The 26639-nt window shown below is 75.4% G+C and carries 18 protein-coding genes and 1 pseudogene; 1 reads left to right on the forward strand and 18 read right to left on the reverse strand.

What is annotated here, in order from left to right; all coding sequences use genetic code 11:
- Nucleotides 1-88 precede the first annotated feature (88 nt).
- From WDZ17_RS05770 to ilvD, 9 genes and pseudogenes are all read right to left on the reverse strand, one after another.
- A complete protein-coding gene (locus WDZ17_RS05770) occupies nt 89-652 on the reverse strand; it encodes an ASCH domain-containing protein (RefSeq protein WP_339574185.1) in 564 nt (187 codons plus the stop codon).
- Nucleotides 653-759: 107 nt separating this feature from the next.
- The gene (gene ilvC, locus WDZ17_RS05775; RefSeq protein ID WP_422631848.1) at nt 760-1785 is read right to left on the reverse strand and encodes a ketol-acid reductoisomerase; all 1026 of its coding nucleotides are present in this window, start codon (nt 1783-1785) and stop codon (nt 760-762) included.
- Nucleotides 1786-1877: 92 nt separating this feature from the next.
- A complete protein-coding gene (gene ilvN, locus WDZ17_RS05780) occupies nt 1878-2480 on the reverse strand; it encodes an acetolactate synthase small subunit (RefSeq protein ID WP_422631849.1) in 603 nt (200 codons plus the stop codon).
- The gene (locus WDZ17_RS05785) at nt 2477-4510 is read right to left on the reverse strand and encodes an acetolactate synthase large subunit (RefSeq protein ID WP_339574186.1); all 2034 of its coding nucleotides are present in this window, start codon (nt 4508-4510) and stop codon (nt 2477-2479) included. The genes ilvN and WDZ17_RS05785 overlap by 4 nt, the downstream gene beginning before the upstream one ends.
- Before the next feature lie 369 nt (nt 4511-4879).
- Nucleotides 4880-6493, reverse strand: coding sequence for an L-piperidine-6-carboxylate dehydrogenase (gene amaB, locus WDZ17_RS05790; protein WP_422631856.1), 1614 nt, complete (start codon nt 6491-6493; stop codon nt 4880-4882).
- A gap of 133 nt (nt 6494-6626) precedes the next feature.
- Nucleotides 6627-8066, reverse strand: coding sequence for a 2-oxoadipate dioxygenase/decarboxylase (gene hglS, locus WDZ17_RS05795; protein WP_339574353.1), 1440 nt, complete (start codon nt 8064-8066; stop codon nt 6627-6629).
- 98 nt (nt 8067-8164) lie between these two features.
- A pseudogene (gene lat / locus WDZ17_RS05800) lies at nt 8165-9508 on the reverse strand (L-lysine 6-transaminase); the annotation flags it as partial.
- Between the two features lie 254 nt (nt 9509-9762).
- Nucleotides 9763-10230, reverse strand: coding sequence for an Lrp/AsnC family transcriptional regulator (locus WDZ17_RS05805; RefSeq protein WP_339574189.1), 468 nt, complete (start codon nt 10228-10230; stop codon nt 9763-9765).
- Between the two features lie 30 nt (nt 10231-10260).
- Nucleotides 10261-12018, reverse strand: coding sequence for a dihydroxy-acid dehydratase (ilvD, locus tag WDZ17_RS05810; RefSeq protein WP_339574190.1), 1758 nt, complete (start codon nt 12016-12018; stop codon nt 10261-10263).
- Nucleotides 12019-12152: 134 nt separating this feature from the next.
- On the opposite strand from ilvD, the gene WDZ17_RS05815 reads away from it, so the two are divergent.
- On the forward strand, nt 12153-13376 hold the full coding sequence (locus WDZ17_RS05815; RefSeq protein WP_339574191.1) for a PQQ-dependent sugar dehydrogenase: 1224 nt from the start codon (nt 12153-12155) through the stop codon (nt 13374-13376).
- A 20-nt stretch (nt 13377-13396) separates the two neighbouring features.
- Here WDZ17_RS05815 and WDZ17_RS05820 read toward each other — a convergent pair whose 3' ends face one another.
- The 9 genes from WDZ17_RS05820 to ligA form a co-directional block, all read right to left on the reverse strand.
- Complete coding sequence (locus WDZ17_RS05820) at nt 13397-15745, reverse strand: beta-xylosidase/alpha-l-arabinosidase (RefSeq protein ID WP_339574192.1); 2349 nt, start codon at nt 15743-15745, stop codon at nt 13397-13399.
- Nucleotides 15746-15861: 116 nt separating this feature from the next.
- Entirely contained in the window at nt 15862-16767 is a 906-nt protein-coding gene (locus WDZ17_RS05825; protein WP_339574193.1) for a carbohydrate ABC transporter permease, read from the reverse strand.
- 61 nt (nt 16768-16828) lie between these two features.
- Nucleotides 16829-17674 (reverse strand): carbohydrate ABC transporter permease, encoded by an 846-nt coding sequence (locus WDZ17_RS05830; protein ID WP_422631857.1) that lies wholly within the window; start codon nt 17672-17674, stop codon nt 16829-16831.
- 92 nt (nt 17675-17766) lie between these two features.
- Complete coding sequence (locus WDZ17_RS05835) at nt 17767-19122, reverse strand: extracellular solute-binding protein (protein WP_339574195.1); 1356 nt, start codon at nt 19120-19122, stop codon at nt 17767-17769.
- Nucleotides 19123-19369: 247 nt separating this feature from the next.
- On the reverse strand, nt 19370-20614 hold the full coding sequence (locus tag WDZ17_RS05840; RefSeq protein WP_339574196.1) for a GNAT family N-acetyltransferase: 1245 nt from the start codon (nt 20612-20614) through the stop codon (nt 19370-19372).
- A gap of 87 nt (nt 20615-20701) precedes the next feature.
- Nucleotides 20702-22255 (reverse strand): Asp-tRNA(Asn)/Glu-tRNA(Gln) amidotransferase subunit GatB, encoded by a 1554-nt coding sequence (gene gatB, locus WDZ17_RS05845; protein ID WP_339574197.1) that lies wholly within the window; start codon nt 22253-22255, stop codon nt 20702-20704.
- Nucleotides 22252-23847, reverse strand: a complete 1596-nt coding sequence (gatA, locus tag WDZ17_RS05850; RefSeq protein ID WP_339574198.1) for an Asp-tRNA(Asn)/Glu-tRNA(Gln) amidotransferase subunit GatA — start codon at nt 23845-23847, stop codon at nt 22252-22254. The genes gatB and gatA overlap by 4 nt, the downstream gene beginning before the upstream one ends.
- Nucleotides 23847-24143, reverse strand: coding sequence for an Asp-tRNA(Asn)/Glu-tRNA(Gln) amidotransferase subunit GatC (gene gatC / locus WDZ17_RS05855; protein WP_339574199.1), 297 nt, complete (start codon nt 24141-24143; stop codon nt 23847-23849). The genes gatA and gatC overlap by 1 nt, the downstream gene beginning before the upstream one ends.
- Before the next feature lie 10 nt (nt 24144-24153).
- Nucleotides 24154-26511, reverse strand: a complete 2358-nt coding sequence (gene ligA / locus WDZ17_RS05860; RefSeq protein WP_422631858.1) for an NAD-dependent DNA ligase LigA — start codon at nt 26509-26511, stop codon at nt 24154-24156.
- Nucleotides 26512-26639: the final 128 nt, after the last annotated feature.

The following is a 26639-nucleotide window of genomic DNA, read 5'->3' on the forward strand; positions in this document are numbered from 1 at the left end:
CGGCGCCCGTCCCCGAGGGGGCGGGCGCCGTCGTCGTCCCGGACGTCCTCGCGCTGCGCGCCGGTCGGCCGGGTGCTCCTGCCGGTCGTCAGGCGTCGACGAGGTCGGGCGCGCGCTCGTGCGCCGGGCGGCGGCGTGGGTAGAGCAGCTGCAGGCCCTCGCAGACGACGGGCATCGAGGGGTCGAACGACCGGCCCGCCGCGGCGAGCGTCGCCGTGAAGAAGCGCTCGTGGACGTCGCGCCAGTGGCCCAGGGACAGGTCGCCCTCGCCCTCGGCGCGGGCGTGCTCCTCCCCCACCTCGGAGAACGGCACGACGTCGACCGACGTCGTGCGGACGAGGGCGCGCGGGTGGCCGGCGCCGTCGAGGACGATGGACAGGTCGCCGGGGCGCGGCAGCGGCTCCCCCTCGGCCTCGTACTCCCAGCGCGCGCCGGCCGTCGCGGTCTTGGTGCCCTCGAGCACGAGGGCGAGGAGCTCGTCGGCCTGCTGCGGGTCGGCGCCGAAGGCCCACGCCGGCGGCGGCACGACCGTCGCGGCGCTCGCCCCGGTGACCACGGAGAGCCGGCCCAGACCGGCTCGGCTGCGCGCGGTCTCCCAGAAACGGACGATCTCGTCGGCGGGGCCCACGCTGTCCCTTCCTGCGTCGTCCATGACGCCAGTCTCCCCGGAGCCGGCGAGGGCGACGAACGGCGGGCCACCCGGGTGCGGTGGCCTGCCGTCCGTCGGACTCGGCGGGCCGAGGGGTCCGGGCGGGCGCCTCAGCGGCCCGCGGAGCCCTCGGTGTAGTCGTCGTCGCTCTTCACCCAGCTCATGAGGCCGCGCAGCTTCCGCCCGGTCTCCTCGATCGGGTGCTGCTCGCCGGCCTCGCGCAGGCGCGTGAACTCCGGCTTGCCGGCGTCCTGGTCGGCGATGAAGCGCTTCGCGAAGGTGCCGTCCTGGATGTCGGACAGGACCGCCTTCATGTTCCCCTTCACACGCGCGTCGACCACGCGCGGCCCGGAGACGTAGTCGCCGTACTCGGCGGTGTCGGAGACGCTCCAGCGCTGCTTGGCGATCCCGCCCTCGTACATGAGATCGACGATGAGCTTGAGCTCGTGGAGGCACTCGAAGTAGGCGACCTCGGGCTGGTAGCCCGCCTCGACGAGGGTCTCGAAGCCCGCCTGGACGAGCGCCGACGCGCCGCCGCAGAGGACGGCCTGCTCGCCGAAGAGGTCGGTCTCGGTCTCCTCCGTGAACGTCGTGCGGATCCCGCCGGCCCGCAGGCCGCCGATCGCCTTCGCGTAGGACAGGGCCAGCGGCCACGCCTCGCCGCTCGCGTCCTGCTCGACGGCGACGATGACGGGCACGCCGCGCCCGTCGACGTACTCGCGGCGCACGAGGTGCCCGGGGCCCTTGGGGGCGACCATGACGACGTCGACCGTCTCCGGCGGCGTGATGTAGCCGAAGCGGATGTTGAAGCCGTGCGCGAAGAGCAGCACGTCGCCCTCGGCGAGGTTCGGGGCGATCGCCTCGGCGTACAGGCCACGCTGCGTCTGGTCCGGCGTGAGGACGACGACGAAGTCGGCCTCCGCGGCGGCCTCGGCCGGCGTGACGACGCGCAGCCCCTCGGCCTCGGCCTTCGCACGGCTGCGGCTGCCCTCGGCGAGGCCGACGCGGACGTCGACGCCGGAGTCGCGCAGGCTCAGCGCGTGGGCGTGGCCCTGGCTGCCGTAGCCGATGACGGCCACGGTGCGGCCCTGGATCAGCGAGAGGTCGGCGTCGGCGTCGTAGAACATGTCAGCCACGGGAGGGGCTCCTCGGGTCGGGGACGGGTCGGCGCCGGTCCTGCGCGCCGCGTGCGGTGGTGCGGTCTGGGTGCTCGGCCCGGAGGCGCGGCCTACGCCGAGCGCAACGGCCGGTCGCCGCCGGCCCGCTCCGGGGAGCGGTCGGACGAGCGGTCGGTCATCGCCCGCGCGCCGCGGGCCAGCGCGACCTGGCCGGACTGGACGAGCTCGCGGACGCCGAACGGCTCGAGCATCCGCAGCAGCGCGGCGATCTTGTCCGGCTCGCCGGTCGTCTCGACCGTCAGCGCCTCCGGGGCGACGTCGACGACGTGGGCCCGGAACAGCTGGACGACGTCGAGCACCTGGGAGCGCGTGGCGGCGTCGGCCCGGACCTTGACGAGCAGCAGCTCGCGCTGCACCGCCGCGCCGTCGTCGAGCTCGACGATCTTCAGCACGTTGACGAGCTTGTTCAGCTGCTTGACCACCTGCTCGAGGGGCAGCGACTCGACGTCGACGACGACCGTCATCCGGGAGACGCCGGCCTGCTCCGTCGGGCCGACGGCAAGGCTGACGATGTTGAACCCCCGGCGGGAGAACAGCCCGGCGACGCGGGCCAGGACACCCGGCACGTCCTGGACGAGGACCGACAGCGTGTGCCGGGTCGTCGTCCGCGTCGTCGTCCGGGCGGCCTGCTGGGCCGGCTGCAGGAGCGTCACCGGTCGCCCTCCTCGTCGTCGTCCTCGGTGTCGCCGCCGCGGGCGTCGGCGGCGGCGACCCCCGGCCCGGTGGGCCCGGGCGCGTCGTCGTCCTCGGTGCTCGTCTCCTCGTCCCGGTCCCAGACCGGCGAGATGCCCCGGGCGTACTGGATCTCGTCGTTGCTGACCCCGGCGGCCACCATCGGCCAGACCATCGCGTCGCGGTGGACGACGAAGTCGACGACGACGGGCCGGTCGGTGACGGCCATGGCCGCCTCGATCGTGGCGTCGAGGTCCTCGGGGCGCTCGCACCGCAGGCCGACGCAGCCGTAGGCCTCGGCGAGCTTGACGAAGTCGGGGATGCGCTGACCCATCTCCACGGCGGCGCCCGTGTGGAGGTCGGTGTTGGAGTAGCGGCCCTCGTAGAAGAGGGTCTGCCACTGCCGCACCATGCCGAGGCTGGAGTTGTTGATGACGGCGACCTTGATCGGGATGCCGTTGAGCGCGCAGGTGGCGAGCTCCTGGTTGGTCATCTGGAAGCAGCCGTCGCCGTCCACCGCCCACACGACCCGGTCGGGGTCGCCGACCTTGGCGCCCATGGCGGCCGGGACGGCGTAGCCCATGGTCCCGAGGCCGCCGGAGTTGATCCAGCTGCCCGGGCGCTCGTAGCCGATGAACTGCGCGGCCCACATCTGGTGCTGCCCGACGCCGGACACGTAGGTCGCCTCGGGCCCCGCCATCTGGCCGAGCCGCTGGATGACGTGCTGGGGCGAGAGGGAACCGTCCTCGGCCTCGGCGTAGCCGAGCGGGTAGGTCTCCCGGAGCCCGTCCAGCTGGCGCCACCAGGCGGCGAGGTCGGCGCGCCGCCCGCCGTCGTGCTCGGCGCGCAGGGCGGGCACCAGCTCGGCGAGCACCTGGCGCGCGTCGCCGACGATGGGGACGTCGACGACACGGTTCTTGCCGATCTCGGCCGGGTCGACGTCGGCGTGCACGACGGCGGCGTCGGGCGCGAAGCTCGAGAGCAGCCCCGTGACCCGGTCGTCGAAGCGGGCGCCGAGGGCGACGAGGAGGTCGGCCTTCTGCAGGGCCGTGACCGCGGCGACGGTGCCGTGCATGCCGGGCATGCCGAGGTGGCTCGGGTGGCTGTCCGGCAGCGCGCCGCGGGCCATCAGCGTCGTGACGACGGGGGCCCCGGAGAGCTCGACCAGCTCGGCGAGCTCGGCGGAGGCACCGGCCTTGATGACGCCGCCGCCGACGTAGAGCACCGGGCGCTCGGCGGCCGCGAGCATCCGCGCCGCCTCCCGGACCTGGCGGCGGTGCGGCGTCGTGGTCGGCTTGTAGCCGGGCAGGTCCAGGCGCTCGGGCCAGGCGAAGGTGGTCCGCGCCTGCAGGGCGTCCTTCGCGATGTCGACGAGCACCGGCCCGGGCCGACCCGTCGCCGCGATGTGGAAGGCCTCGGCGATCGTGCGCGGGATCTCCGCCGGGTCCGTGACGAGGAAGTTGTGCTTGGTCACGGGCATCGTCATCCCGACGATGTCCGCCTCCTGGAAGGCGTCCGTCCCGATCGCGGCCGAGGCGACCTGCCCGGTGATGGCGACCATCGGCACCGAGTCCATGTGGGCGTCGGCGATGGCCGTCACGAGGTTCGTCGCCCCGGGCCCGGAGGTCGCCATGCAGACGCCGACGCGGCCGGTCGCCTGGGCGTAGCCCTGCGCGGCGTGGCCCGCCCCCTGCTCGTGGCGCACGAGGACGTGCCGGACGGTCGCGCTGTCGAGCAGCGGGTCGTACGCGGGCAGGATCGCGCCGCCGGGGATGCCGAAGACGACGCGGACGTCGGCGGCCTCGAGGGACCGGACGAGGCTCTGCGCCCCGGTCATGGGCTCGGGGGCGGACCCGGGGGCGCTGCTCCCGCCGCCGCGGGCGGGCGAGGTCTGCCCGACGGTGGCCTGCTCCCGCGCCGGCGGTGCGGGCCTGTGCCCGGGAGGAGGCCCGGGGTGGGGCCCGGGGTGCGGCCCCGGACGGGGGGCGGTGCGCTGGTCGGCGCTGGCCATGGCGGTCCTCCACGGTGGGGCGGACGGGCCCGGGGCGGGCCCGCGGTGGTGCCGGTGGTGCTGACCGCCCCGCGTCGTGCGGTGCGGGCGGTGCCGTGCGGGTGCTGCTGGGGGCGTGGCGTCACCGCAGCGCGGGGGCACGGCCCCCGGACATGACGAGACCCCTCGGCCGGCGCGGTGCGCGGGCGGTACGAGGGGTCGCGTGCGGAGCCGTCAGGGCGCTGGGCTCACGCACGCCCGGGAACTACGAGGAGGAGGTCCTGCCGGCTCGACATGGGGGCCACAGTGCTCCCGCTCCGCCCCGTCGTCAACCGGCGAGACGCCCGTCCCGGATGTCGGGACGGGCGTCTCGCGGACGCAGACCGCGCGTCAGCCGAAGTCGACGCCCTGGGCGAGCGGCAGCTCGTGGGAGTAGTTGACCGTGTTGGTGGCGCGACGCATGTACGCGCGCCACGCGTCCGAGCCGGACTCGCGCCCGCCGCCCGTCTCCTTCTCCCCGCCGAAGGCGCCGCCGATCTCCGCACCCGACGTGCCGATGTTGACGTTGACGATGCCGCAGTCCGACCCGTCGGCCGCCATGAACGCCTCGGCCTCCCGCGCGTCGAGCGTGAAGATCGCGCTGGACAGGCCCTGCGGCACGTCGTTGTGGACCGCGACGGCCTCGTCGAGGTCGTCGTAGGTCATGACGTACAGCAGGGGTGCGAAGGTCTCGCTGCGCACGACGTCGGTCTGCGCAGGCATCCGGACGACCGCGGGGCGGACGTAGTAGGCGCTCGGCGCCTCGTCGACCAGCACGCGCTCCCCGCCGACGAGCACCTCGCCGCCGTCGGCGCGCGCCTGCGCGAGCGCCGCCTCCATCGCCTCGTGCGCCCGCGGCGCGACGAGCGGCCCCACGAGCGCGCCGGGGGCGGAGGGGTCCCCGACCGGCAGCCGCCCGTAGACCTCGACCAGCCGCTCGAGCAGCGCGTCGGCGACCGAGGTGTGCACCAGCACGCGACGCAGCGTCGTGCAGCGCTGGCCGGCGGTGCCGGCCGCGGCGAAGACGATGCCGCGCACCGCCAGGTCGAGGTCGGCCGACGGCGCGACGACGGCGCAGTTGTTGCCCCCGAGCTCGAGCAGCGTCCGGCCGAAGCGGGCGGCGACGCGGGCGCCGACGTCGCGGCCCATGGGCACCGACCCGGTGGCGGACACGAGCGGCACGCGCGGGTCGTCCACCAGCCGCTTCCCGACCTCGGCGTCGCCGAGCACGAGCGGGACGAGGCCCTCGGGGGCGCCGCACTCGCGGGCGGCGCGCTCGGCCAGCGCCGTGCAGGCCAGCGCCGTGAGCGGCGTGAGCTCGGACGGCTTCCACACGACCGGGTCCCCGCAGACCAGGGCCAGCGCGGTGTTCCACGACCAGACGGCGACGGGGAAGTTGAAGGCGGACACGACGGCCACCGGTCCGAGCGGGTGCCACGTCTCCATGAGCCGGTGGCCGGGGCGCTCCGACGGCATCGTCCGGCCGGTCAGCTGGCGCGAGAGGCCGACGGCGAGGTCGCAGACGTCGACCATCTCCTGCACCTCGCCGCGCGCCTCGGACGGCGTCTTGCCGACCTCGGTCGTCACGAGCGCGGCGAGGTCGTCGAGGTGCTCGACGAGCAGCTGCCCGAGGCGCTTGACGAGGAACCCGCGCACGGGCGCCGGGGTGGTGCGCCAGACGCCGAAGGCGCCCGTCGCCAGGGTGACCGCCGCCTCGACCCCGTCCGGGCTGGTGGCCGGCAGGGGGAAGAGGTCCTCTCCCGTGACGGGCGTGCGCGCGGTCACGACGGCGGCACCCCGCGCGGCGGCGGCCTCGCCCTCCGAGCGCAGCTCTTCGACGTCGACGCCGCAGGCGCGCAGCGCGGCCAGGGCCCGCTCCCGGATGTCGTCCGTCGTCCCGGTGAGGGCCAGGACGGCGCCGCCGGGGCCGGCGAGCGAGCCCTCGAGCGGCTCCCCCTCGGGCAGGTGGCCGGTGGCGGGTGCGGGGCTGGTCACTGCGGTCTCCTCGGGTGGGCCGTGCAGGGGGGCGGCGCGCAGGGCGCCGGTCGGGTGACGGTGACGGACCTCGCCGGAGGGGTCGCCGTCGCGGAGAAGGCTCTCAGGCGCGGAGGGCGCTCTCGTCGAGGTCGTCGGCGGCGGGCGGCGCGAGCGGCGGCAGGTCGAGCGCGGCCGCGACCTCCTCGGCGCTCGCCCGGGTGCGGGCGGCGTAGAGGTCCGCCGGCTCGAGGACCTCGCGGCCGAGCGCGTCGGACAGCCACGCGAGGTCGCGGTGGCTCGCGCCCTCGGCGGCGTCCCGCTCCCCCGTGCCGTCGAGGTTGGAGGCGAAGATCCCCGCGGCCGAGGCGGGCAGGAAGTCCTCGTACACGACGGGCTCCGCGCGGACCCAGCCGTCCGCGAGCAGCCGGGCGAGGTCGGGCTGCGGGCCGCGGTCGTCCCGGGGGCGGTCGGGGACGGGCACCCAGCGGACGCTCGTCAGGCCGGCGGCCGCCTGCTCGTCCGCCCCGTCGGGGAACAGCCGGCGCCAGCGCGCCTCGCGCTCGGGCGCCGTCCCGCCGGCGGCGGTCCACGCGTCGTAGCGCGCCCGCCCGGCGGGGGTGAGGGCGCAGCCGCGGGCCTCCACCTCGCCGAAGCGCACGCGCAGGGCGCCCTCGTGCACTTGCCCGTCGGCCCCGCGCATCCGCCGGGGCTCGGACAGGGCCCGGAAGCTCGTCTGCCGCAGCAGGACCGGCGCTCCCTCTCCGGGTGGCCCCTGGATCGCGTCGATCATCGTGATGCCACGCCCGGTCATCCGCGCGTAGAGCGCGTCGATGTCGAGCACCCGCGGCGTGAGGTGGTTGACGTGCGTGGACCCGACGCCGCCGATGTCGGCCGCGACGCCGGAGACGCGCTCGAGCTCGGCGTACCAGGCGGCGTCGACGGGCTCCGGCGACAGGGCGAAGGCGGCGGTCGCCAGGCGCACGAACGCGTCGGCGTCCTCGGGGTCGAGCCCGCCGGCCTCCTCCGCCCGGGCCGCCAGCGTGAGCAGCAGCGGGCTGAACAGCTCGCGCCGCTCCAGGCGCCCCTCCAGCCGGGCCTGGAGGTCCGCGTCGAAGAACCGCCGGTCGTCGCCCGCGAGGACGGAGGTGAAGACCCGGAAGGGGTTGGCCGCCAGCTCGTCGTCGTCGACCGGCCGGAACGCGGTGGAGACGACGGGCACGGGCGCCGCCGCCTCCCGCAGGTCGTAGAACCCGACGGGGTGCATGCCGAGGGCCGCGAAGACCTGCCCGACCTGGCCGAGCTCGCGGGCGGTCCCCACGCGGATCGCCCCGTGCCGCTCCGCCGTCACCCGCTCGATGGCCCCGAGGCGCTGGGCGGCGTCCGGGTCCGCCGCCATGACGTCGGCGTTGACCTCGCCCGCGACCTCGACGAGCGTCCCGTAGGCGGGCACCTCCGTGGCGTACAGCGCCGAGAGGGCCGCAGCGAAGCGGGCGCGGAGCTCCGTGGTGCCGACGAGCCCGCTGCCGACCCCGCTGCCGACGCGCCCGGCCCCGCCGCTCAGGGCTGCCCGCCGGCGTCCGCGGCGTGGCCCACGGCTGCGCCGGCCGCGGCGCCGGCCATGTGCGGGTCGCCGGCACCGGCCGCGCCGGACAGCGCCGTCAGCGAGCGGTCGAGCGCCGCGAGCGCCTCGTCGAGCTCCTCGGTGGTCACCGTGAGCGCGGGGCGGAACCGCAGGCTGCGCGTCCCGCACCCGAGGGCGAGGACGTGCTCCTCGGTCTCCAGGTGCGCCAGCAGCGCGCCGCGGCGCTCGCCGTCGGGCAGGTCGACCGCGCACATGAGGCCGCGGCCCCGCACGCCCGAGATCTCGGGGTGGCGCGCCGCGAGGTCGCGGAGCCCGGCGAGCAGGTGCTCCCCCGCGCGGGCGGCGTGGTCGAACAGCTCGTCCCGCTCGCACACCTCGAGGATCCGACGGGCCCGCACCATGTCGACGAGCCCACCGCCCCAGGTGGAGTTGATGCGGCTGGAGACGCGGAAGACGTTGTCGGGCACGTCGTCGACGCGACGGCCGGCCATGATCCCGCACACCTGCGTCTTCTTGCCGAAGGCGACGACGTCGGGCTCGAGCCCCAGCTGCTGGTGCGCCCACGCGGTCCCGGTCAGGCCGCAGCCGGTCTGGACCTCGTCGCAGACGAAGAGGGCGTCGAACTCGTGGCACAGCGCCTGCAGGCCCTGGAGGAAGCGCGGCGTGAGGTGGTTGTCGCCGCCCTCGCCCTGGATCGGCTCGACGACCGCGCAGGCGATGTCGTGCGCGTGCTCCTCGAACGCGGCACGGGCCTGCGCCAGCGCGACGTCCTCGCGGGCGCGCAGGACGGCGTCGTCCTCGCCCTCGACGGGGTGCGGGTTGTCGATGCGCGGCCAGTCGAGCTGCGGGAAGCGCGCGACCTTGTTGGGGTCGGTGTTCGTCAGCGACATCGTGTAGCCGGTCCGGCCGTGGAAGGCCTGCCGCAGGTGCAGCACCTTGGTGCCGAGCGCCGGGTCGAGGCCGTGGGCCTCGTTCCAGCGGCTCTTCCAGTCGAAGGCCGTCTTGAGGGCGTTCTCCACCGCGAGGCCGCCGCCCTCGACGAAGAACAGGTGCGGCAGCCCGGGCACGCCGAGCACGCGGGCGAAGACGTCGACGAAGCGCGCCCGCTCCACCGTGACGATGTCGGAGTTGCTCGGCTTGGACAACGCCGCCAGCAGCAGCTCCTCGCGGAACGCCTCGTCCTCGGCGACGTCCGGGTGGTTCATCCCCAGCGCCGAGGAGGCGAAGAAGGTGAACATGTCGAGGTAGGAGGTGCCGTCCCGCGCGTCCACGAGGCGGGAGCCGCGGCTGGCCGCCAGGTCGAGGACGAGCCCGAGGCCGTCGTCGAGCATGTGCGCCGCGACGTGCTCGTGGGCGGTGGCCGCCGTGACCGGGGAGCCGGTCGTCGGGGCCTGCGGTCGGTCGACGGTGGGGGCGCTCATGAGCCGCAGGGTAGGCGGGAGATCCTCCGCCGGACAAGCACCTCGGCGCATGTTCGTCCGGGCGGGAGCCCCACCGTCGGGAGGATCAGCCGAGGGGCTCGTCCCGGCCGGAGGTGGGGGGGGGGGGGGGTGAGGAAAATGCAAGCAGCGNCGGACGACCGTCATCCTCTCGACGCCGTTCGAGGGGCGCCCCCCGTCGAGGTCCTGAGGTGGTCGGCATCCGTGACCGTGCACGGTCACGGATGCCGACCACCTCAGGACCTCGACGGGGGGCGCCCCTCGAACGGCGTCGAGAGGATGACGGTCGTCCGGGTGGCCACCGAGCCGGTGGTGCGGATCTCGGCGAGGACCTCCTCGAGCCGCCCGGGCGTCGCGGTGCGCACGAGCAGCACGTAGCTCTCCTCCCCGGCCACCGACCAGCACGACTCGACCTCGGCGACCCGGGCCAGCCGCTCCGGCACGTCGTCGGGAGCCGCCGGGTCGAAGGGCGTCACGGAGACGATCGCCGACAGCGGCAGCCCCAGCGCCTCGTGGTCGACGACGGCGGTGTAGCCCTTGAGGACGCCGCGCTGCTCCAGCCGGCGCACCCGCTGGTGCACCGTCGACGTCGGCAGCCCCACCTGCCGGCCGAGGTCGGTGAAGCTCGTGCGCCCGTCGGCGACGAGCGCGGCGACGATGGCGCGGTCGACGTCGTCGACCTCCGGTGGCGTCGCGGCGGGCATGGTCGGGACCGTACCCAGCGCCTGCGACGGTCAGGCGAGGACGGCGCCCTTCGACGCGGAGCCGACGAGCTTGGCGTACTTGGCAAGCACGCCGCGCGAGTACCGCTGCGGCAGCGGCTGCCACCCGTCGGCACGTCGGCGGGCCAGCTCGTCCTCGTCGACGAGGACGTCGAGCGTCTTGGCCGTGACGTCGAGCCGGATGCGGTCGCCGTCCTGCACGAAGGCGATCGGGCCGGCGTCGACGGCCTCCGGCGCGACGTGGCCCACGCAGAGCCCCGTCGTGCCGCCGGAGAAGCGCCCGTCCGTGAGCAGCAGGACGTCCTTGCCGAGGCCGGCGCCCTTGATGGCACCGGTGATGGCGAGCATCTCCCGCATGCCGGGACCCCCCTTGGGCCCCTCGTAGCGGATGACGACGACGTCGCCCGCCGTGATGGTGCCGTCCTCGAGCGCGTCCATCGCGGCGCGCTCGCGGTCGAAGACCCGCGCCGTGCCCTCGAAGACGTCGGACTCGAAGCCCGCCGACTTCACGACCGCGCCGCCTGGGGCGAGCGAGCCCCGCAGGATCGTGATGCCGCCCGTCCGGTGGATCGGCGCGTCCATCGCGCGCAGGACGGCGCCGTCGACGTCCGGCGGGGCGATCTCGGCGAGGTTCTCCGCCATGGTCTTCCCCGTGACGGTCAGCGCGTCGCCGTGCAGCAGGCCGGCGTCGAGCAGCGCGCGCATGACGACCGGGACGCCGCCGACGTGGTCGACGTCGGTCATGACGTGGCGCCCGAACGGCTTGACGTCGGCCAGGTGCGGCACCCGGCTGCCGATGCGGTCGAAGTCGTCGAGCGTCAGCTCGACCTCCGCCTCGTTCGCGATGGCGAGCAGGTGCAGCACGGCGTTGGTCGAGCCGCCGAAGGCCATGACGACGGCGATGGCGTTCTCGAACGCCTCCTTCGTCATGACGTCGCGGGCCGTGATGCCCCGTCGGAGCAGCTCGACGACGGCCTCGCCGGAGCGGCGCGCGAAGCCGTCACGACGGCGGTCGGTGGCCGGCGGCGCGGCCGAGCCCGGCAGCGACATGCCGAGCGCCTCGGCGGCGCTCGCCATCGTGTTGGCGGTGTACATGCCGCCGCAGGCGCCCTCGCCCGGGCAGATCGCCCGCTCGATGGCGTCGACGTCCTTGCGGCTCATCAGCCCGCGGGAGCACGCCCCGACCGCCTCGAAGGCGTCGATGATCGTGACCTGCTTCTCGCTGCCGTCCTCGAGCTTCGCGGTGCCGGGCAGGATGGAGCCGGCGTAGAGGAAGACGCTCGCCAGGTCCAGGCGCGCGGCGGCCATGAGCATGCCGGGCAGCGACTTGTCGCAGCCCGCGAGGAGCACCGACCCGTCGAGGCGCTCGGCCTGCATGACCGTCTCGACGCTGTCCGCGATGACCTCCCGCGAGACGAGCGAGAAGTGCATCCCCTCGTGCCCCATGGAGATGCCGTCGGAGACGGAGATGGTCCCGAACTCGAGCGGGTAGCCCTGGGCGATGTGGACCCCGTCCTTCACCGACTTCGCCAGCCGGTCGAGGGAGAGGTTGCACGGGGTGATCTCGTTCCACGAGCTCGCGACGCCGATCTGCGGCTTGGCGAAGTCGTCGTCGCCGAGGCCGACCGCGCGGAGCATCCCGCGCGACGCGGTGGCCTCGAGGCCGTCCGTGACCTGCCGGCTGCGAGGCTTGGGGTCGACCCCTCCGGTGGGGCCCGGGGCGCCGGACGAGGCGCTGGTCGCGGGGGCGTCGGTCGTGCCGGAGGTCATGCGCGCGAGTGTAGGAGCGAGGTCGGGCGCCTTTCCGGCGGTCCGGCCCTCGAGCACCTCGTCCGCGGGCCGGGACGCCGCCGCGGGCGCCCCGCCCGCGGGAGCACACGGGCGCGCCGGTGCGTTGGACGGGCATGGCCTGGTCCGTCAGCGCGCCCCTCCCCGCCCGTCGTCGCACCGTCGCGGCCGCCTCCGTCGGCGCCCTCCTCGCCGTCGCCGCGCTCGCCGGGTGCGGTGAGGAGGACGAGGCCGGCTCGCCGACGCCGACGGCCGAGCTCCCGCCCGCCACGTCGGCCCCCGCGCCGGGCCCGGGCACCGCGAGCCCGTCGGCCCCCGCGCCCGAGCCCTCGCCCGCCGTCGCGGGCACGCCCGCCGGCGAGGCGCAGGTGCTCGCCGACGGCCTCCCGCTGCCGTGGTCCGCGGTGGCGCTGCCCGACGGCTCCACGCTCGTGAGCCTGCGCGACGAGGCGCGGCTGGTGCGGGTGACCCCCGACGGCGAGGTGGTCGACGTGCAGACGACCTCGCCCGACGGCACGGTCGCCGGCGCGGCCCCGGACGGCGAGGGCGGCCTGCTGGGGCTTGCCCTGTCGCCCACCTTCGCGCAGGACTCCCTCGTCTACGCCTACGTCTCGCGCGCGGCCGAGAACGTCGTCGTGCGCGCCGCGCTGGACGGGGACGCGCTCGGCGAGCCCGAGGACCTCCTCACCGGCATCCCGCGCGCGGACCACCACGACGGCGGCCGCCTCGCGTTCGGCCCCGACGGCATGCTCTACGTCACGACGGGGGACGCCGGGCAGGGCCGGCTCGCGCAGGACCCGCTCTCCCTCGCGGGCAAGATCCTCCGTCTGGCGCCCGACGGGTCGCCCGCCCCGGGCAACCCGGTCGAGGGGTCGCCGGTCTGGACCCTCGGCCACCGCAACGTCCAGGGCCTGGGCTGGGACGGGCAGGGCCGCATGTACGCCAGCGAGCTCGGGCAGGACACCTGGGACGAGCTCAACCTCATCACCCCCGGCTCGAACTACGGGTGGCCCGAGGTCGAGGGGCCCGGCGGGGACGAGGCCACCTCCACGGGCTTCACCGACCCGATCGTCTGGTGGTCGCCGTCGCAGGCCTCGCCGAGCGGCCTCGCCGTCGTGGACGACGCCGTGTGGGTCAGCGCCCTGCGGGGCGAGCGCCTGTGGCGCGTGCCCGTGGCGACGAGCCCGGCAGGAGGCCCGGTGGGCGACCCGGAGCCGTACCTGGTCGGGGAGCACGGCCGGCTGCGCGACGTCTCGGCGGCGCCCGACGGCGGCGCGCTGCGCGTCCTGACCAACGACGGCGACGGCGCCGACCAGCTGCTGCGCCTCCCGCTGCGGTAGCCACCCCCCGCCCGGCGTCGTCAGGAGCGCACGACCTCCACCCGCACGAGCCGGCGGTCCGTGGGCGTGACCTCGTGCACCGGGCCCGTGAGCTCGACCCCGACGACGAGCTCGACGTCCTCGCAGGTCGGGCCCACGACGAGCTCGACGGCGCCCGGCTCGACCACCCGGACCAGCCGCCGGTCGACGAGCGAGAGGCGGTGCGCCGGCACGTCGAGGAGGACCTCGGCGCTCTCGCCGGGGTCGAGCTCGACGCGGGCGTAGCCCAGCAGCTGCGTGACGGGGCGCGTCACGGAGGCGACCGGGTCGCGCCCGTAGAGCTGGACGACGTCGGCGCCGCGGCGCCCGCCCGTGTTGGTGACCCGGCAGGACACCTCCAGGGCGCCGTCGGTGGGGACGGACGACGACGCGACGCGCAGGTCGGAACGCTCGAAGGTGGTGTACGACAGGCCGTGCCCGAAGGGGCGCACCGGGGCGGTGTCGATGTTGCTCACCGAGCTCGCGCCGCCGAGACGCGGGTGCAGGTAGCTGTAGGGCTGCGCGCCCACGGACCGCGGCAGGCTCACCGGCAGGCGTCCGGAGGGGTTCACCCGGCCGGAGAGCACCCCGGCGAGCGCACGGCCGCCCTCCTGCCCGGGGAAGAACGCCTGGACCACCGCGGCGCACGTGCCCAGGGCCCGGTCGACGGCGTAGGGGCGGCCGGTGAGCAGGACGAGGACGACGGGCGTGCCGGTGGCGACGAGCGCCTCCAGGAGCTCGGGCTGACGGCCGGGGAGGTCGAGCGACTCGGCGTCGCAGCCCTCCCCGGAGGTGCCCCGGCCGAAGAGCCCGGCGCGGTCCCCCAGGACCGCCACGCACACGGACGCCCCGCGGGCCGCCTCGACCGCAGCCCCGATGCCGCTGGTGTCGTCCGAGTCGACGTCCACCCCCCGGGCGTGGACGAGCTCGACCTCGGGGAGCTCCTCGCGCAGGGCGGCCAGCACGCCCGGGGCGTCGAGCCCGAGCTCGGTGCCGGGGTGCTGCGCCAGCACGTGGTTGGCGAAGCTGTAGCAGCCGAAGAGCGCGGACGGGTCGTCCGCGTTGGGACCGACCACGGCCACGCGCCGCCCCGCCGCGTCGTCCCCTCCGTCGTCCGCCCTGGCGCCGAGCGGCAGCGTCCCGTCGTTCGAGAGCAGGACGAGCGACTCCTCGGCGAGCCGCGCGGCGAGCCGGCCGTGCTCCGGCGGGTCGAGGTCCACGACGTCCGGCACGGCGTCCGGGTCGAAGGTCGCGTCGAGCAGCCCCAGCTCGGCCTTCTGGGCGAGCACCCGGCGGACGGCCCGGTCGACGACGCCCTCGGGCAGCGCGCCCGAGCGCACGCGCTCGGCGAGCGGCCCCAGGTAAGCCGTCCCGGTCGGCAGCTCGACGTCGATGCCGGCGGCCAGCGCCTGCGCGGCGGCGTCGCCGAGGTCCTCCGCGACGCCGTGCAGCGTCTGGAGGAAGGCGACCGAGAAGTAGTCCGCGACGACCGTCCCCTCGAAGCCCCACGCCTCGCGCAGGAGCCCCGTCAGCAGCGCCGCGTCCGCCGCCACCGGGAGGCCGTCCACCTCGGCGTAGGAGTTCATGACCGAGCGGACGCCGCCGTCGCGGACCGCCATCTCGAAGGGGGGCAGCAGGACGTCGGCGAGCTCGCGCGGACCCGCGTGCACGGGCGCCAGGTTCCGCCCCGCCCGGCTGCTCGAGTAGCCCACGAAGTGCTTGAGCGTGGCGACGACGCCGGCGGACTGGACGCCGCGGACGTAGGCGGTGCCCACCGTCCCGACGAGGTAGGGGTCCTCGGCGATGCACTCCTCGACCCGGCCCCAGCGCGCGTCCCGGACGACGTCGAGCACGGGGGCGAGGCCCTGGTGGACGCCGAGACCGGCCATCGTCGCGCCGATGGCCGCGCCGACCTCCTCGACGAGCTCGGGGTGGAAGGAGGCGCCCCAGGACAGCGGCGCGGGGAACGTCGTCGCCCGCCACGCCGCGAGGCCGGTGAGGCACTCCTCGTGGACGAGCGCCGGGATCCCCAGGCGGGTGCTCTCGACCAGCCACCGCTGCCGGGCGGCCACGGCCCGGGCCCCGTCGGCGGGCTCGACCGGCGCCGTCCCGAAGGGGCGCGTCATCTGCCCGAGCCCGTGCGCGGCGAACTCGGCGAAGTCGCTCTCCTCCCCCTGCATGGCGTCGGCCATGGGGGCGACGTCCCCGCCGTCGCCCGACCCGCCCCGTCCCTCCCAGAGGCCGACGAGCTGGGCGAGCTTCTCCTCGAGGGTCATCCGGGCGAGCAGCGCGTCGACGCGGGGGTCGCCCGACCCGGTCGCGGGCCGGCTGCTGGTCAGGTCGCTGCTCATGGGGCCCTCGGTCCTGCTCGGTGGTCCCGCGGCGCGGGAGGGGCGGGCGTCCGGGGAGGCGCCCCGGACGCGCGCGGGGCCCGGCCGGGCTCGCCGGCCGGGCCCCGCGTGCTGCGCTACTTGGTGAAGCCGGCGGTCAGGCCGCTGACGAGCTGGCGTCGGCCGACCACGTAGAACACGAGGATCGGCAGGGTGCTCAGGACGACGGCGGCGAGGACCGCCGGCACGTTGACGCTGTACTGGCCCTGGAAGGTCCACAGCGCCAGCGGGAGAACCCGTAGGTCGGGGCTCTGGGTCAGGACGAGGGGCAGCAGGAAGCCGTTCCACACCTGGAGCCCGTTGTAGATGCAGACGGTGACGATCGCCGGTCGGGTCAGCGGGAACGCCAGGCGCCAGGCCATCTGCCACTCCGAGGCGCCGTCCAGCCGCATCGACTCGAAGAGCTCGCGGGGCACGTCGCGGACGAAGTTGCCGAGGATGAGCACGGACAGCGGCAGGGCGAAGGCGACCGACGGCAGGATCAGCGCGAGCAGCGAGTCGTACAGCTGCAGCCGGATGATGATCAGGTAGACGGGGATGATGGTCGCCTGCACGGGGATCGCCAGCCCGAGCAGGAGGATCCGGGAGACCCCCTGCACGTACCGCCCCCCGCTGCGCACCACGGCGTAGGCCGCGAGGAAGGCGAACGCGACGGCCGGGACGACCGCGCCGAGCGTCACCACCGCGCTGTTGACGAAGTACCGCACGAAGTCGTTCTCGACGACCATCCGGTAGTTGTCCAGCGTCGGGGAGGGCGACGGGAGCAGCGGGTTCTGGACGAAGTAGTCCGACTGCGCCTTGAAGCTGGTGATGACGATCCAGTAGATCGGCACGATGATCACCGCCAGCCACACCCACCCGGCGACGCCGGCCGGGACGTTGCGGCGCCGGACCTTCGTCGCGCCCTCACGGCCCGCGGACCGCCGGTGACCGTGCTGATCGCCGCGGGTCTGCGTCCCGCCCCTCGTCAACGTCGAGCTCACGACACCCTCCCTCCGGGCCGGGCGGCCGGTCGTCGGCGTCCGGTCGCTCCTCCGTCGTCCATCACAGCCCCTCGAGCTGGCTCGAGGACTTGTCCCGCCCGCCGAGCCGCTGCAGGAACAACGCCAGGGCCAGACCCATGACGACGATGAGCGTCGCGATGACGCTGGCCGGCCCCATCTGGTTGGCGCGGAACCCGCGCAGGTACATGTCCAGCGCCAGGATCCGGGTCGAGTTCCCCGGCCCGCCGCCGGTGAGCACGAAGATGAGGTCGAAGGCCGTGAGCGAGCCGACCACCATCAGCGTCGAGGACGTGATGATCGTGTACTTCAGCTGGGGCAGCGTGATGGAGAAGAACTGCCGGACGGTGCCCGCCCCGTCGATCTGGGCCGCCTCGTAGAGGGAGGCCGGGATCTGCCGGACCCCGCCCTGGTAGATGAGCGAGTGGAAGGGCACGTACTGCCACGCCAGCACGAAGATGACCACGAACATCACGAGAGTGGGGTCACCCAGCCAGTTCTGCGCCAGGAACGGCAGGCCGAGGCCCTCCGCGAGGCCGAAGTTCGGGTCGAGCAGGGCCTTGTAGGCGATGGAGATGGCCGCCGCCGACAGCAGCAGGGGCAGGAAGTACAGGACCGCCAGAAAGGCGCGGTAGCGCTGCCGGCCCGCCGTGAAGGTGCCGATGAGGATGCTCAGCGGCGTCTGCACGAGCCACGACACGATCATGAGGCCGAAGGTCAGGCCGAGCGCGCGGTACATCACCGGGTCGACGAGGACGGAGCGCCAGTTGTCCAGGCCCGCCGTGGAGATGGCCCCGATGCCGTTCCAGCTGGCGAAGCTGAGGACGACGACGCCGACCAGCGGGACGATCCCGAAGGCGAGGAACATGACCAGGGCGGGCAGGGTCATCCACCAGACGGACCCCGCCGACGTCGCGCTGCGCCGGGCGGCGCGCGGGGCGTCGCCCACCGGCGCCGGGGGCGCCGTCGCGGCTGCGGCGCTCACTGTCCCAGCGTCTGGTTCATGCTGTCGGCGAACTGCTGGGGCGTGATCGACAGCGCGAAGAGCTGGTCGATGTTCGTGAGGAGCGTCTCGGCCGTGGCCGGGCTCACCGCCTGGTCCCAGGACTGCTGGAAGTTCGGCGCGTCCCGGACCAGCCCGTACGCGAAGTTGAGGAAGTCCTTGTCGTCCGAGGCGGCGATGAGGTCGTCGATGCCGGTCGCGACGCAGACCTGGCCGGAGTCGATGTAGGCCTGGATGACCGAGTCGCTCATGATGCCGTTCTCGGTGTCCGCGAAGTAGGCCTTCGCCGCCTCCTGCGCGGCGTCGTCCGCCTCGCTGGAGATCGACATGTACTGCGCCGGGTTCCCGACGACGTTCTTCGGGTCCCCCGCGCCGCCCTCGACCGAGGGGAAGTCGATCCACTGGAGGGTCCCGCTGGGCACGAAGTCCCCGCCGTCGCCCTTCATGCCGGCGTAGGTCCAGGAGCCGTGCAGCATCATCGCGGTCCGACCGGTGTACATCAGGGCGATGTCGGCGTTGCTGTCGGCGGTGATGGACTCGAAGCCGTTGATGAACCCGCCCGCCTTGACGAGGTCCTGGACCATGGTCAGCGCCTGGATCGACCCGTCGGCGGACCACGCGTCGGCCTCGCCGGCGTAGATGGCGTTGAACACCTCGGGGCCGCCGACCCGGTCGTAGAGGTACTCCAGCCACATCATCGACGTCCAGCGGGACTGGCCACCGAGGGCGATGGGGGCGATGCCGGCGTCGTTGAAGGTCTGGACGAGCGACATGAGGTCGTCCCACGTCGCCGGCGGCTCGACGCCCTGCTCCTGGAAGATGTCCGCGTTGTAGTAGAAGATGATCGGCGAGGCGTTCTCGTTCGGCAGCGCGTAGATCCTGTCGTCCACCGTGGCCGCGCCGTAGGTGGAGTCCAGCACGCGGTTCTTCACGTCCGGGTTCTCGTCGAGCCAGTCGGTGAGGTCGACGACCTGGTCGGCGTCCGCGTAGCTGGCGAGGATGCCGCCGCCCCAGCCGTAGATCATCGTGGGCGCCTGGCCGGCGCCGATGGCCGTCTTGATCTTCGTCTTGTAGGCGTCGTTCTGGAAGAACGTGATGTCGATCGTCTGGTCGGGGTTGGCGTCGTTCCAGCTGCCGATGTTCTCGTTCTTGATGGTCTCGTTGGGCTCGCCGCTGAGGTACCACATGCTCGCGGCGCTGCCGCCACCACCTCCACCACCGCCGCCGGAGGAGCCCGGCCCGGACGTGCCGCAGGCCGACACGGCCGCGGCAGCGACGGGAGCCATCGCCACCATCGTGAGGAAGGAGCGGCGCGAGGTCTTGGTCTGATCCACAGTGATCTCCATCGTGAGGCGCGCGGGTACGGGCGCCGAGACCTCGGCTCGGCCGGGACCCGGGCGGCGCTCGGGCCGTCGTGGCCACCGGCGTCCTCGCCGGCGGGACGTCACCCCGAGCGCGCTGTCGAAACTTGTCGGCAACGCGGCGAACACGAGGACTGTAGGCACGTGGACGGCGGTGGTCAAGGAGTTGGTGACACGTGTCCCCCGACCGTGCGGTCACCCACGGGGACGACCCGGACGCTCAGAAGTAGTCGAGGACCTCGACGAGGTCCCCGCACGCCAGCACGTCGAGCCCCGCGAGCGCGGCACCCTCGTCGCCCAGCACCACCGCACCGCCGGTACGCACCGCCCCGAGCGGGGTCACCGAGCCGGCGTAGAGCGCCGCCAGCCCGCCCGGCGTGAGCCGGGCGACGGGCCGGGCGTCGGTGCGACGGGCCGACCCCGTGCCGGCCGCGACCGAGAGCTCCCACGTGCCGGCGTTCCAGGGCGCGAGGTCGTCGACGAGCTCGACGACGACGGACCCGCGCACGGCCGCGGGCCACCCACGGCAGGCCATCGCCCGCTCGACGTCGACGACGCGGTGCATGACGACCTTCCGGTCGACGACGCGGGCGAGCTCCACGGGCAGGGCCTCGGCGACGGCGTCCCCGCGCAGCAGCCGCAGGTGGAGGTTGCGCGCGACGGGCGCCCAGCCGGCCAGGACGCCGAGCAGGGTCCGCGCCGCCGGGGCGGAGTCGGCGACGACGTCGCGGACGGTGAACACGGCGTCCCGCCCGTAGCCGCGGCCGCGGTGCCAGCTGGCAGCGGCGACGAGCCGCCCGTCGTCCTCGACGAGCGTGAGCCCGTCGACGCCCTCGGGGAAGCGTCCCTCCGGCGGGGCGGGCCGGACGAGCATGCCGCTGCGGGCGCGCGCCTCGCGCTCGTAGAGCGCCGCCACCTCGGCGAGGTCCGCCGGGCGGCCGGAGCGCACCGCGAGCCCGGCGACGGGGCCGCCGCGCGCGAGGGCGTGCGTGGGGACCTCGACCGTGGTCAGCGTCCCCGTCACCTCCCACCCGGCGCGGCGGTAGAGGCCGGACACCGTCGGGAACAGCGCCGAGACGGCCGCCCCGCGCTCGTGCGCGCCGGCGAGCAGCTCCCGCAGGAGGGACGTCGCCACCCCCGCGCCCCGCGCCTCCGGCTGGACCGCCACGTCAGTGACGTCCGCGGCCGGCACCCGTCGCCCGCCCCACCAGTGCTCGCGCGGCAGCAGGGTCACCGCGCCCAGCAGGTCGCCGTCGGCCGCGAGGGCGCCGTACCGGACCGCACCCGGGGGCTCGGAGTCCACGGCCGGCGGGGACGACAGGTCCTCGCCGAAGGACAGGGCGTGCAGACGCCACTGGCGCGCGTGGTCCTCCGGCGTCAGGGGGCGGACGACGACGCCCTGGTCCGGCGCCCGCGAACGGCCGTCGGACGTCGAGGTGGGCGCAGGGCTGCTCTCGTCGGGCACCCGTCGACGCTAGCGGGCCCGACGGGTCGGCCGCCGCAGCGCCGGTGCGACGGGCGCCGCCCCCGCCGCCGCAGGTCCGTCGACGGCTCAGCCCGCGGCGGCGCCGACGCGCTCGAGGACCAGCTCGCGCACCCGCCTGGCGTCGGCCGCGCCGCGCGTGGCCTTCATCACGGCGCCCACGACGGCGCCGGCGGCCGCCACCTTGCCGCCGCGGATCTTCTCGGCGACGTCGGGCTGCGCGGCGAGCGCCTCGTCCACGGCGGCGACGAGCGCGGACTCGTCGGAGACGACCTCCAGGCCGCGGGCGGTGACGACCTCCTCGGGGGTCCCCTCCCCCGCCAGGACGCCGGCGAGGACCTCCCGCGCCATGCGGTCGGTGATCCGGCCCTCGTCCACGAGCCGGGCCAGCCCGGCGACCTCGCCCGGCCCGACGGGCAGGTCGGTCACCTCGACGCCCCGGTCGTTGGCCGTGCGGGCGAGCTCGCCGCCCCACCACTTGCGCGCCGCGGCGGGGCTCGCGCCGGCGGCGACGGTCTCGACGAGGACGTCGAGCAGGCCCGCGTTGACGACGTCGCGCATCTCGAGGTCGCTGTAGCCCCACTCCCCCTGCAGCCGCGCGCGCCGGGCCACCGGCATCTCCGGCAGCGTAGCCCGCACCTGCTCGACCCAGTCGCGCGACGGGGTCAGCGGCACGAGGTCGGGCTCGGGGAAGTAGCGGTAGTCGTCGGCGTCGGACTTGGGGCGCCCGGACGTCGTGACGCCCGTGTCCTCGTGCCAGTGGCGCGTCTCCTGGACGACCCGTCCGCCGGCGTCGAGGACGGCGGCCTGCCGCGAGACCTCGTACCGCACGGCGCGCTCCACCGAGCGGAAGCTGTTGACGTTCTTCGTCTCCGTGCGCGTGCCGAGCGGCGCGTCGGGCGAGGGGCGCAGGGACACGTTCACGTCGGCGCGCATCTGCCCCTGCTCCATCCGGGCCTCCGAGACCCCGAGCGCCCGCAGCAGGTCGCGCAGCGCGGCGACGTAGGCGCGCGCCACCTCCGGCGCCCGCGCACCGGCCCCCAGGACGGGCCGGGTGACGATCTCGACGAGGGGGATGCCGGCGCGGTTGTAGTCGACGAGCGAGTGGTCGGCCCCGTGGATGCGCCCCGTGGCCCCGCCGACGTGCGTCGACTTCCCCGTGTCCTCCTCCAGGTGGGCCCGCTCGACCTCGACCCGCCACGGCGTGCCGTCCTCCAGGACGACGTCGAGGTGGCCGTCCGCGGCCAGCGGCTCGTCGTACTGCGAGGTCTGGAAGTTCTTCGGCATGTCCGGGTAGAAGTAGTTCTTCCGCGCGAAGCGGCACATCTCGGCGATCCCGCAGTCGAGCGCGAGGCCGATGCGCATGCCGTGCTCGACGGCCAGCCGGTTGACGACGGGCAGGGCCCCGGGCAGCCCGAGGGACACCGGGGAGACCTGCGTGTTCGCCTCCGCCCCGAAGGCCGTCGAGCAGCCGTCGAACATCTTCGTGGCCGTGCCCAGCTCGACGTGGACCTCGAGGCCGATGACGACGTCGTAGCGGGCCGCCGCCTCCTCGTAGGGGACGAGGGCGTCCCTGCCGTCCGTCGCGGTGGAGGCCGTGGCGGCCGTGGTGGCGGTGCTCATGCGCGTGCGGCCTCCGGTCGGGCGGCGGACGGGTCGGGGCGGGCGGGCAGGTCCGGCGCGGAGGCCAGCAGGGGCCCGCCGCGGCGCTCGTCGAGCAGCGCCTCGAGCGCGCCGCCGAGCCGGTAGAGGCGCTCGTCGGCGCGGGCCGGCGCCATCACCTGGAAGCCGACGGGCAGGCCGTCCTCGGCCAGGCCGCTCGGCAGCGACATGCCGGGGACGCCGGCGAGGTTGGCCGGGATGGTGGCGATGTCCGCGGCGTACATGGCCAGCGGGTCGTCGAGGCGGCTCCCGAGCGGGAAGGCCGTCGTCGGCGCGGTCGGCGACACGAGCACGTCGGCCTGCTCGAAGGACGAGGCGAAGTCCCGCTGCACCAGCGTGCGGACCTTCTGCGCCGAGCCGTAGTAGGCGTCGTAGTAGCCGGCGGACAGGGCGTACGTCCCGAGGACGACGCGCCGCTTCACCTCCGGGCCGAAGCCGGCGCCGCGGGTCGCGGCCATGACGCGCTCGGCGGTCACCGGGCCCTCGGAGGGCTCGACCCGCAGCCCGAAACGCATCCCGTCGAACCGCGCGAGGTTGCTGGACGCCTCGCTCGGCATGATCAGGTAGTAGGCGTCGAGGGCGTGCGCGAAGGTCGGGCAGGAGACCTCGACGACCTCGGCGCCGGCGTCCGCCAGGAGGTCCAGCGCAGCGCGGAAGCTCGCCGTGACACCGGCGGAGAAGCCCTCGCCCGTGAGCTCGCGGACCACGCCGACGCGCAGGCCGCGGACGTCGCGGGAGCGGGCGGCGTCGGCCAGCGCGCCGACCGGGTCGGCCAGCGAGGTGGCGTCCCGTGGGTCGTGCCCGCCCATCACCTCGTGCAGGAGGGCCGCGTCGAGCACGGTCCGGGCGCACGGGCCGGCCTGGTCGAGGCTCGAGGCCATCGCGATCAGCCCGTACCGCGAGACGCCCCCGTACGTGGGCTTGACGCCGACCGAGCCGGTGACGGAGGCGGGCTGGCGGATGGAGCCGCCCGTGTCGGTGCCGACGGCCAGCGGCGCCTCGAAGGCGGCGACGGCCGCGGCGCTGCCGCCCCCGGAGCCGCCGGGCGTGCGCGCCAGGTCCCAGGGGTTGCGGGTCGGGCCGTACGCCGAGTGCTCCGTCGAGGAGCCCATGGCGAACTCGTCCATGTTCGTCTTGCCGAGCAGGGGCATCCCGGCCGCCCGCAGGCGCTCGACGAGCGTCGCGTCGTACGGCGGGACCCAGCCCCGGAGGATCTTCGAGCCCGCCGTCGTCGGCGTCCCCCGGGTGACGACGACGTCCTTCACCGCCACGGGGACACCGGCGAGCGCGGGCAGGGCCTCGCCGGCGGCGCGCCGGGCGTCGACGTCGCGCGCGGTGGCGAGCGCCTCCTCGCCGCTGACGTGCAGGTAGGCCGCGACGCCGCGACCGTCCCCGGGGGCGCCGTCGACGGCGGCGATGCGGTCCAGGTGGGCGCGGACGACGTCCTCGCTCGTGACGTCGCCGGCGGCGAGCCGCCCGGCCAGGTCGGCGGCGGTCGCCCGGACGATGTCGCCGGGGCCCCCTGCCGACGGCGCCGTGGTCGCGGGGGCCATCAGTCCTCCTCGAGGATCTGGGGGACGAGGAAGCGGCCGTCCTGCGCGGCCGGCGCCCCGGCGAGGACGTCCTCGCGTGCCAGCGACGGCTCGACGACGTCCTCGCGGTAGACGTCCGCGAGCGGCAGCGGGTGGCTCGTCGCGGGCACGTCGTCGGACACCACCGAGGACACCGAGGCGACCGCCGCGACCACGGCGTCCAGCTCGCCGGCCAGACGCTCGAGCTCGTCGGGTCGCAGGTCGATCCGGGCGAGCGCCGCCAGGCGCGCCACGTCGTCGGGAGTCAGGGCGGGCATGCCGGCGAGTCTAGGAGCCCGCCCCGGCCGCCCCGGCCGCCCGCTCGTCGCCGTCACCGGTGCTCGAGCGCTCCTCGTCGGCGCCTCCGGCGTCCTCGGGCTCCCCCGCGCCCTCGACCGGTGCGGCAGCGCCCTCGTCGCCTCCGTGCGCCGGCAGCGCCGACGGGCCCTGCTCGAGGAGCACGCGGAAGCCCGCCTCGTCCAGGACCCGCAGGCCGAGCTCCCGCGCGCGGACCTCCTTCTGGCCGGCGTTCTCGCCCACGACGACGAAGTCCGTCCTCTTCGAGACCGACCCGGAGGCCTTGCCGCCCCGGGCGAGGATCGCCTCCTTGGCGCCGTCCCGGCTGAAGCCCTCCAGGCCGCCCGTGACGACGACCGTCAGGCCCTCGAGGTGCCGCGGCGCCGAGAGGTCCCGCTCGTCCTCCAGCCGGACCCCGGCCGCGCGCCAGGCCTCGACGATCCCGCGGTGCCAGTCGACGTCCCACCACGCCCGGACGGCCTCCGCGATGACGGGCCCGACGCCGTCCGCGGCGGCGAGCTCCTCGGCGCTCGCGCCCACGACGGCGTCGAGGCTGCCGAAGCGCGTGGCGAGCGAACGGGCGGCCGTCGGGCCGACGTGCCGGACCGACAGCGCCACCAGCACGCGCCACAGGGGGCGCTCGCGCGCGGCCGCGAGGTTGTCGAGCAGCCGGCGGCCGTTCGCGGAGAGGTCGCCGTTCGCGTTGCGGAAGAGCGGGACCCGCAGCAGGTCGGCCTCGTCGAGGTCGAACAGGCCCCCCTCGTCGACGAGGACCCGTCCGTCCGCACCCACCGGCGCCCCGTCGGTCTCCGCCGCCGAGGCGACCCCTTCGTCCTCCGCCGCCGACCCGCCGCCGTCCCGGCTGCCCCCCGCGTCGGGCACGCCGCCGAGCAGCGCGCCGGCGGCCTCCCAGCCCAGCGCCTCGACGTCGAAGGCGCTCCGCGAGGCGATGTGGAAGAGCCGCTCCCGCAGCTGGGACGGGCAGGTGCGGGCGTTCGGGCAGCGGATGTCCTTGTCGCCCTCGCGCTCGTGCGCCAGGCGGGTCCCGCAGGACGGGCAGTGCGTCGGCATCTGCCACTCGGGCCCGCGCGGCGAGGCGTCGGCGCCCTCTGCCAGGACCGGGCCCAGCACCTCGGGGATGACGTCGCCGGCCTTGCGGACGACGACGACGTCCCCCGGTCGCACACCCTTGCGCCGCACCTCGTCGGCGTTGTGCAGCGTCGCGAGCTCGACGGTCGAGCCGGCCACGAGCACGGGCTCCATCCGGGCGTAGGGGGTGACGCGGCCGGTGCGCCCGACGTTGACGGAGATCTCGAGGAGCCGGGTGGTGACCTCCTCCGGCGGGTACTTGTAGGCGATCGCCCAGCGCGGCGCGCGGCTCGTCGCCCCGAGCCGCCGCTGCAGCGAGAGGTCGTCGACCTTGACGACGGCCCCGTCGATCTCGTGCTCGACGTCGTGCCGGGCCTCCCCCGTGCGCGCGACGAAGGCGCGGACGGCGGCGACGTCGTCCAGCACCTGCACGTGCGAGCTCACGGGCAGCCCGAGGGCGGCGAGCCGCTCGTACGCCTGCGACTGCGTCGCGACGTCGAACCCCCGGCGCGCGCCGAGACCGTGGACCAGCAGCCGCAGCGGACGCCGGGCGGTGACGCGCGGGTCCTTCTGCCGCAGCGAGCCGGCCGCGGAGTTGCGGGGGTTGGCGAAGGGTTGCCTGCCCGCCTCGACGAGCCCGGCGTTGAGCTCGGCGAAGTCGTCCACCGGGATGAACACCTCGCCCCGGACCTCGAGCAGCTCCGGGACGGGCGCCCCGACGTCCTCGCGCAGGCGCTGGGGGACGTCGGCCATGGTGCGCACGTTGAGCGTGACGTCCTCGCCCGTCCGGCCGTCCCCCCGCGTCGCGGCGCGGACGAGGCGGCCGTCCTCGTAGACGAGGTCGATCGCCAGGCCGTCGATCTTGGGCTCGCAGAGCCAGCGGACCCGCGCCCCCTCGCCCGCCTCGCGCACGACCCGCTCGACCCACTCGTCGAGCTCGGCGGACGTGAAGACGTTGTCGAGGCTCAGCAGGCGCTCGACGTGGTCGACGGCGGTGAACTCGGTGGAGAAGGTGCCGCCCACCCGCTGCGTCGGGGAGTCGGGGACGGCGAGCTCCGGGTGCGCGGCCTCGAGGTCCTGCAGGCGGCGCAGCAGGGCGTCGAAGGCGGCGTCCGGGATGCTCGGCGCGTCGCGGACGTAGTAGGCGAACTGGTGGGAGCGGACCTCGTCCGCCAGCGCCGCCCACGTGCGGCGGTCGTCCTCGCCCGCCGGGGCGGCGGGAGCCGTGGCGCCGGTGCCGGCCGGCTCGGGGGGTGTCACGCTCACGCCGTCATCCTGCCCGAGGGGACCGACGGCCGGGGGCAGGTCCCGAGGTGCCCCCGACGCGCCGGAGCCGTCCGGGCCGGTCGGCGTGACCGGCCCGGACGGCTCCGGGGGTGGTGCTGGGG

Source organism: Pseudokineococcus basanitobsidens, assembly GCF_037482545.1.
Classification (GTDB): Bacteria; Actinomycetota; Actinomycetes; order Actinomycetales; family Quadrisphaeraceae; genus Pseudokineococcus; species Pseudokineococcus basanitobsidens.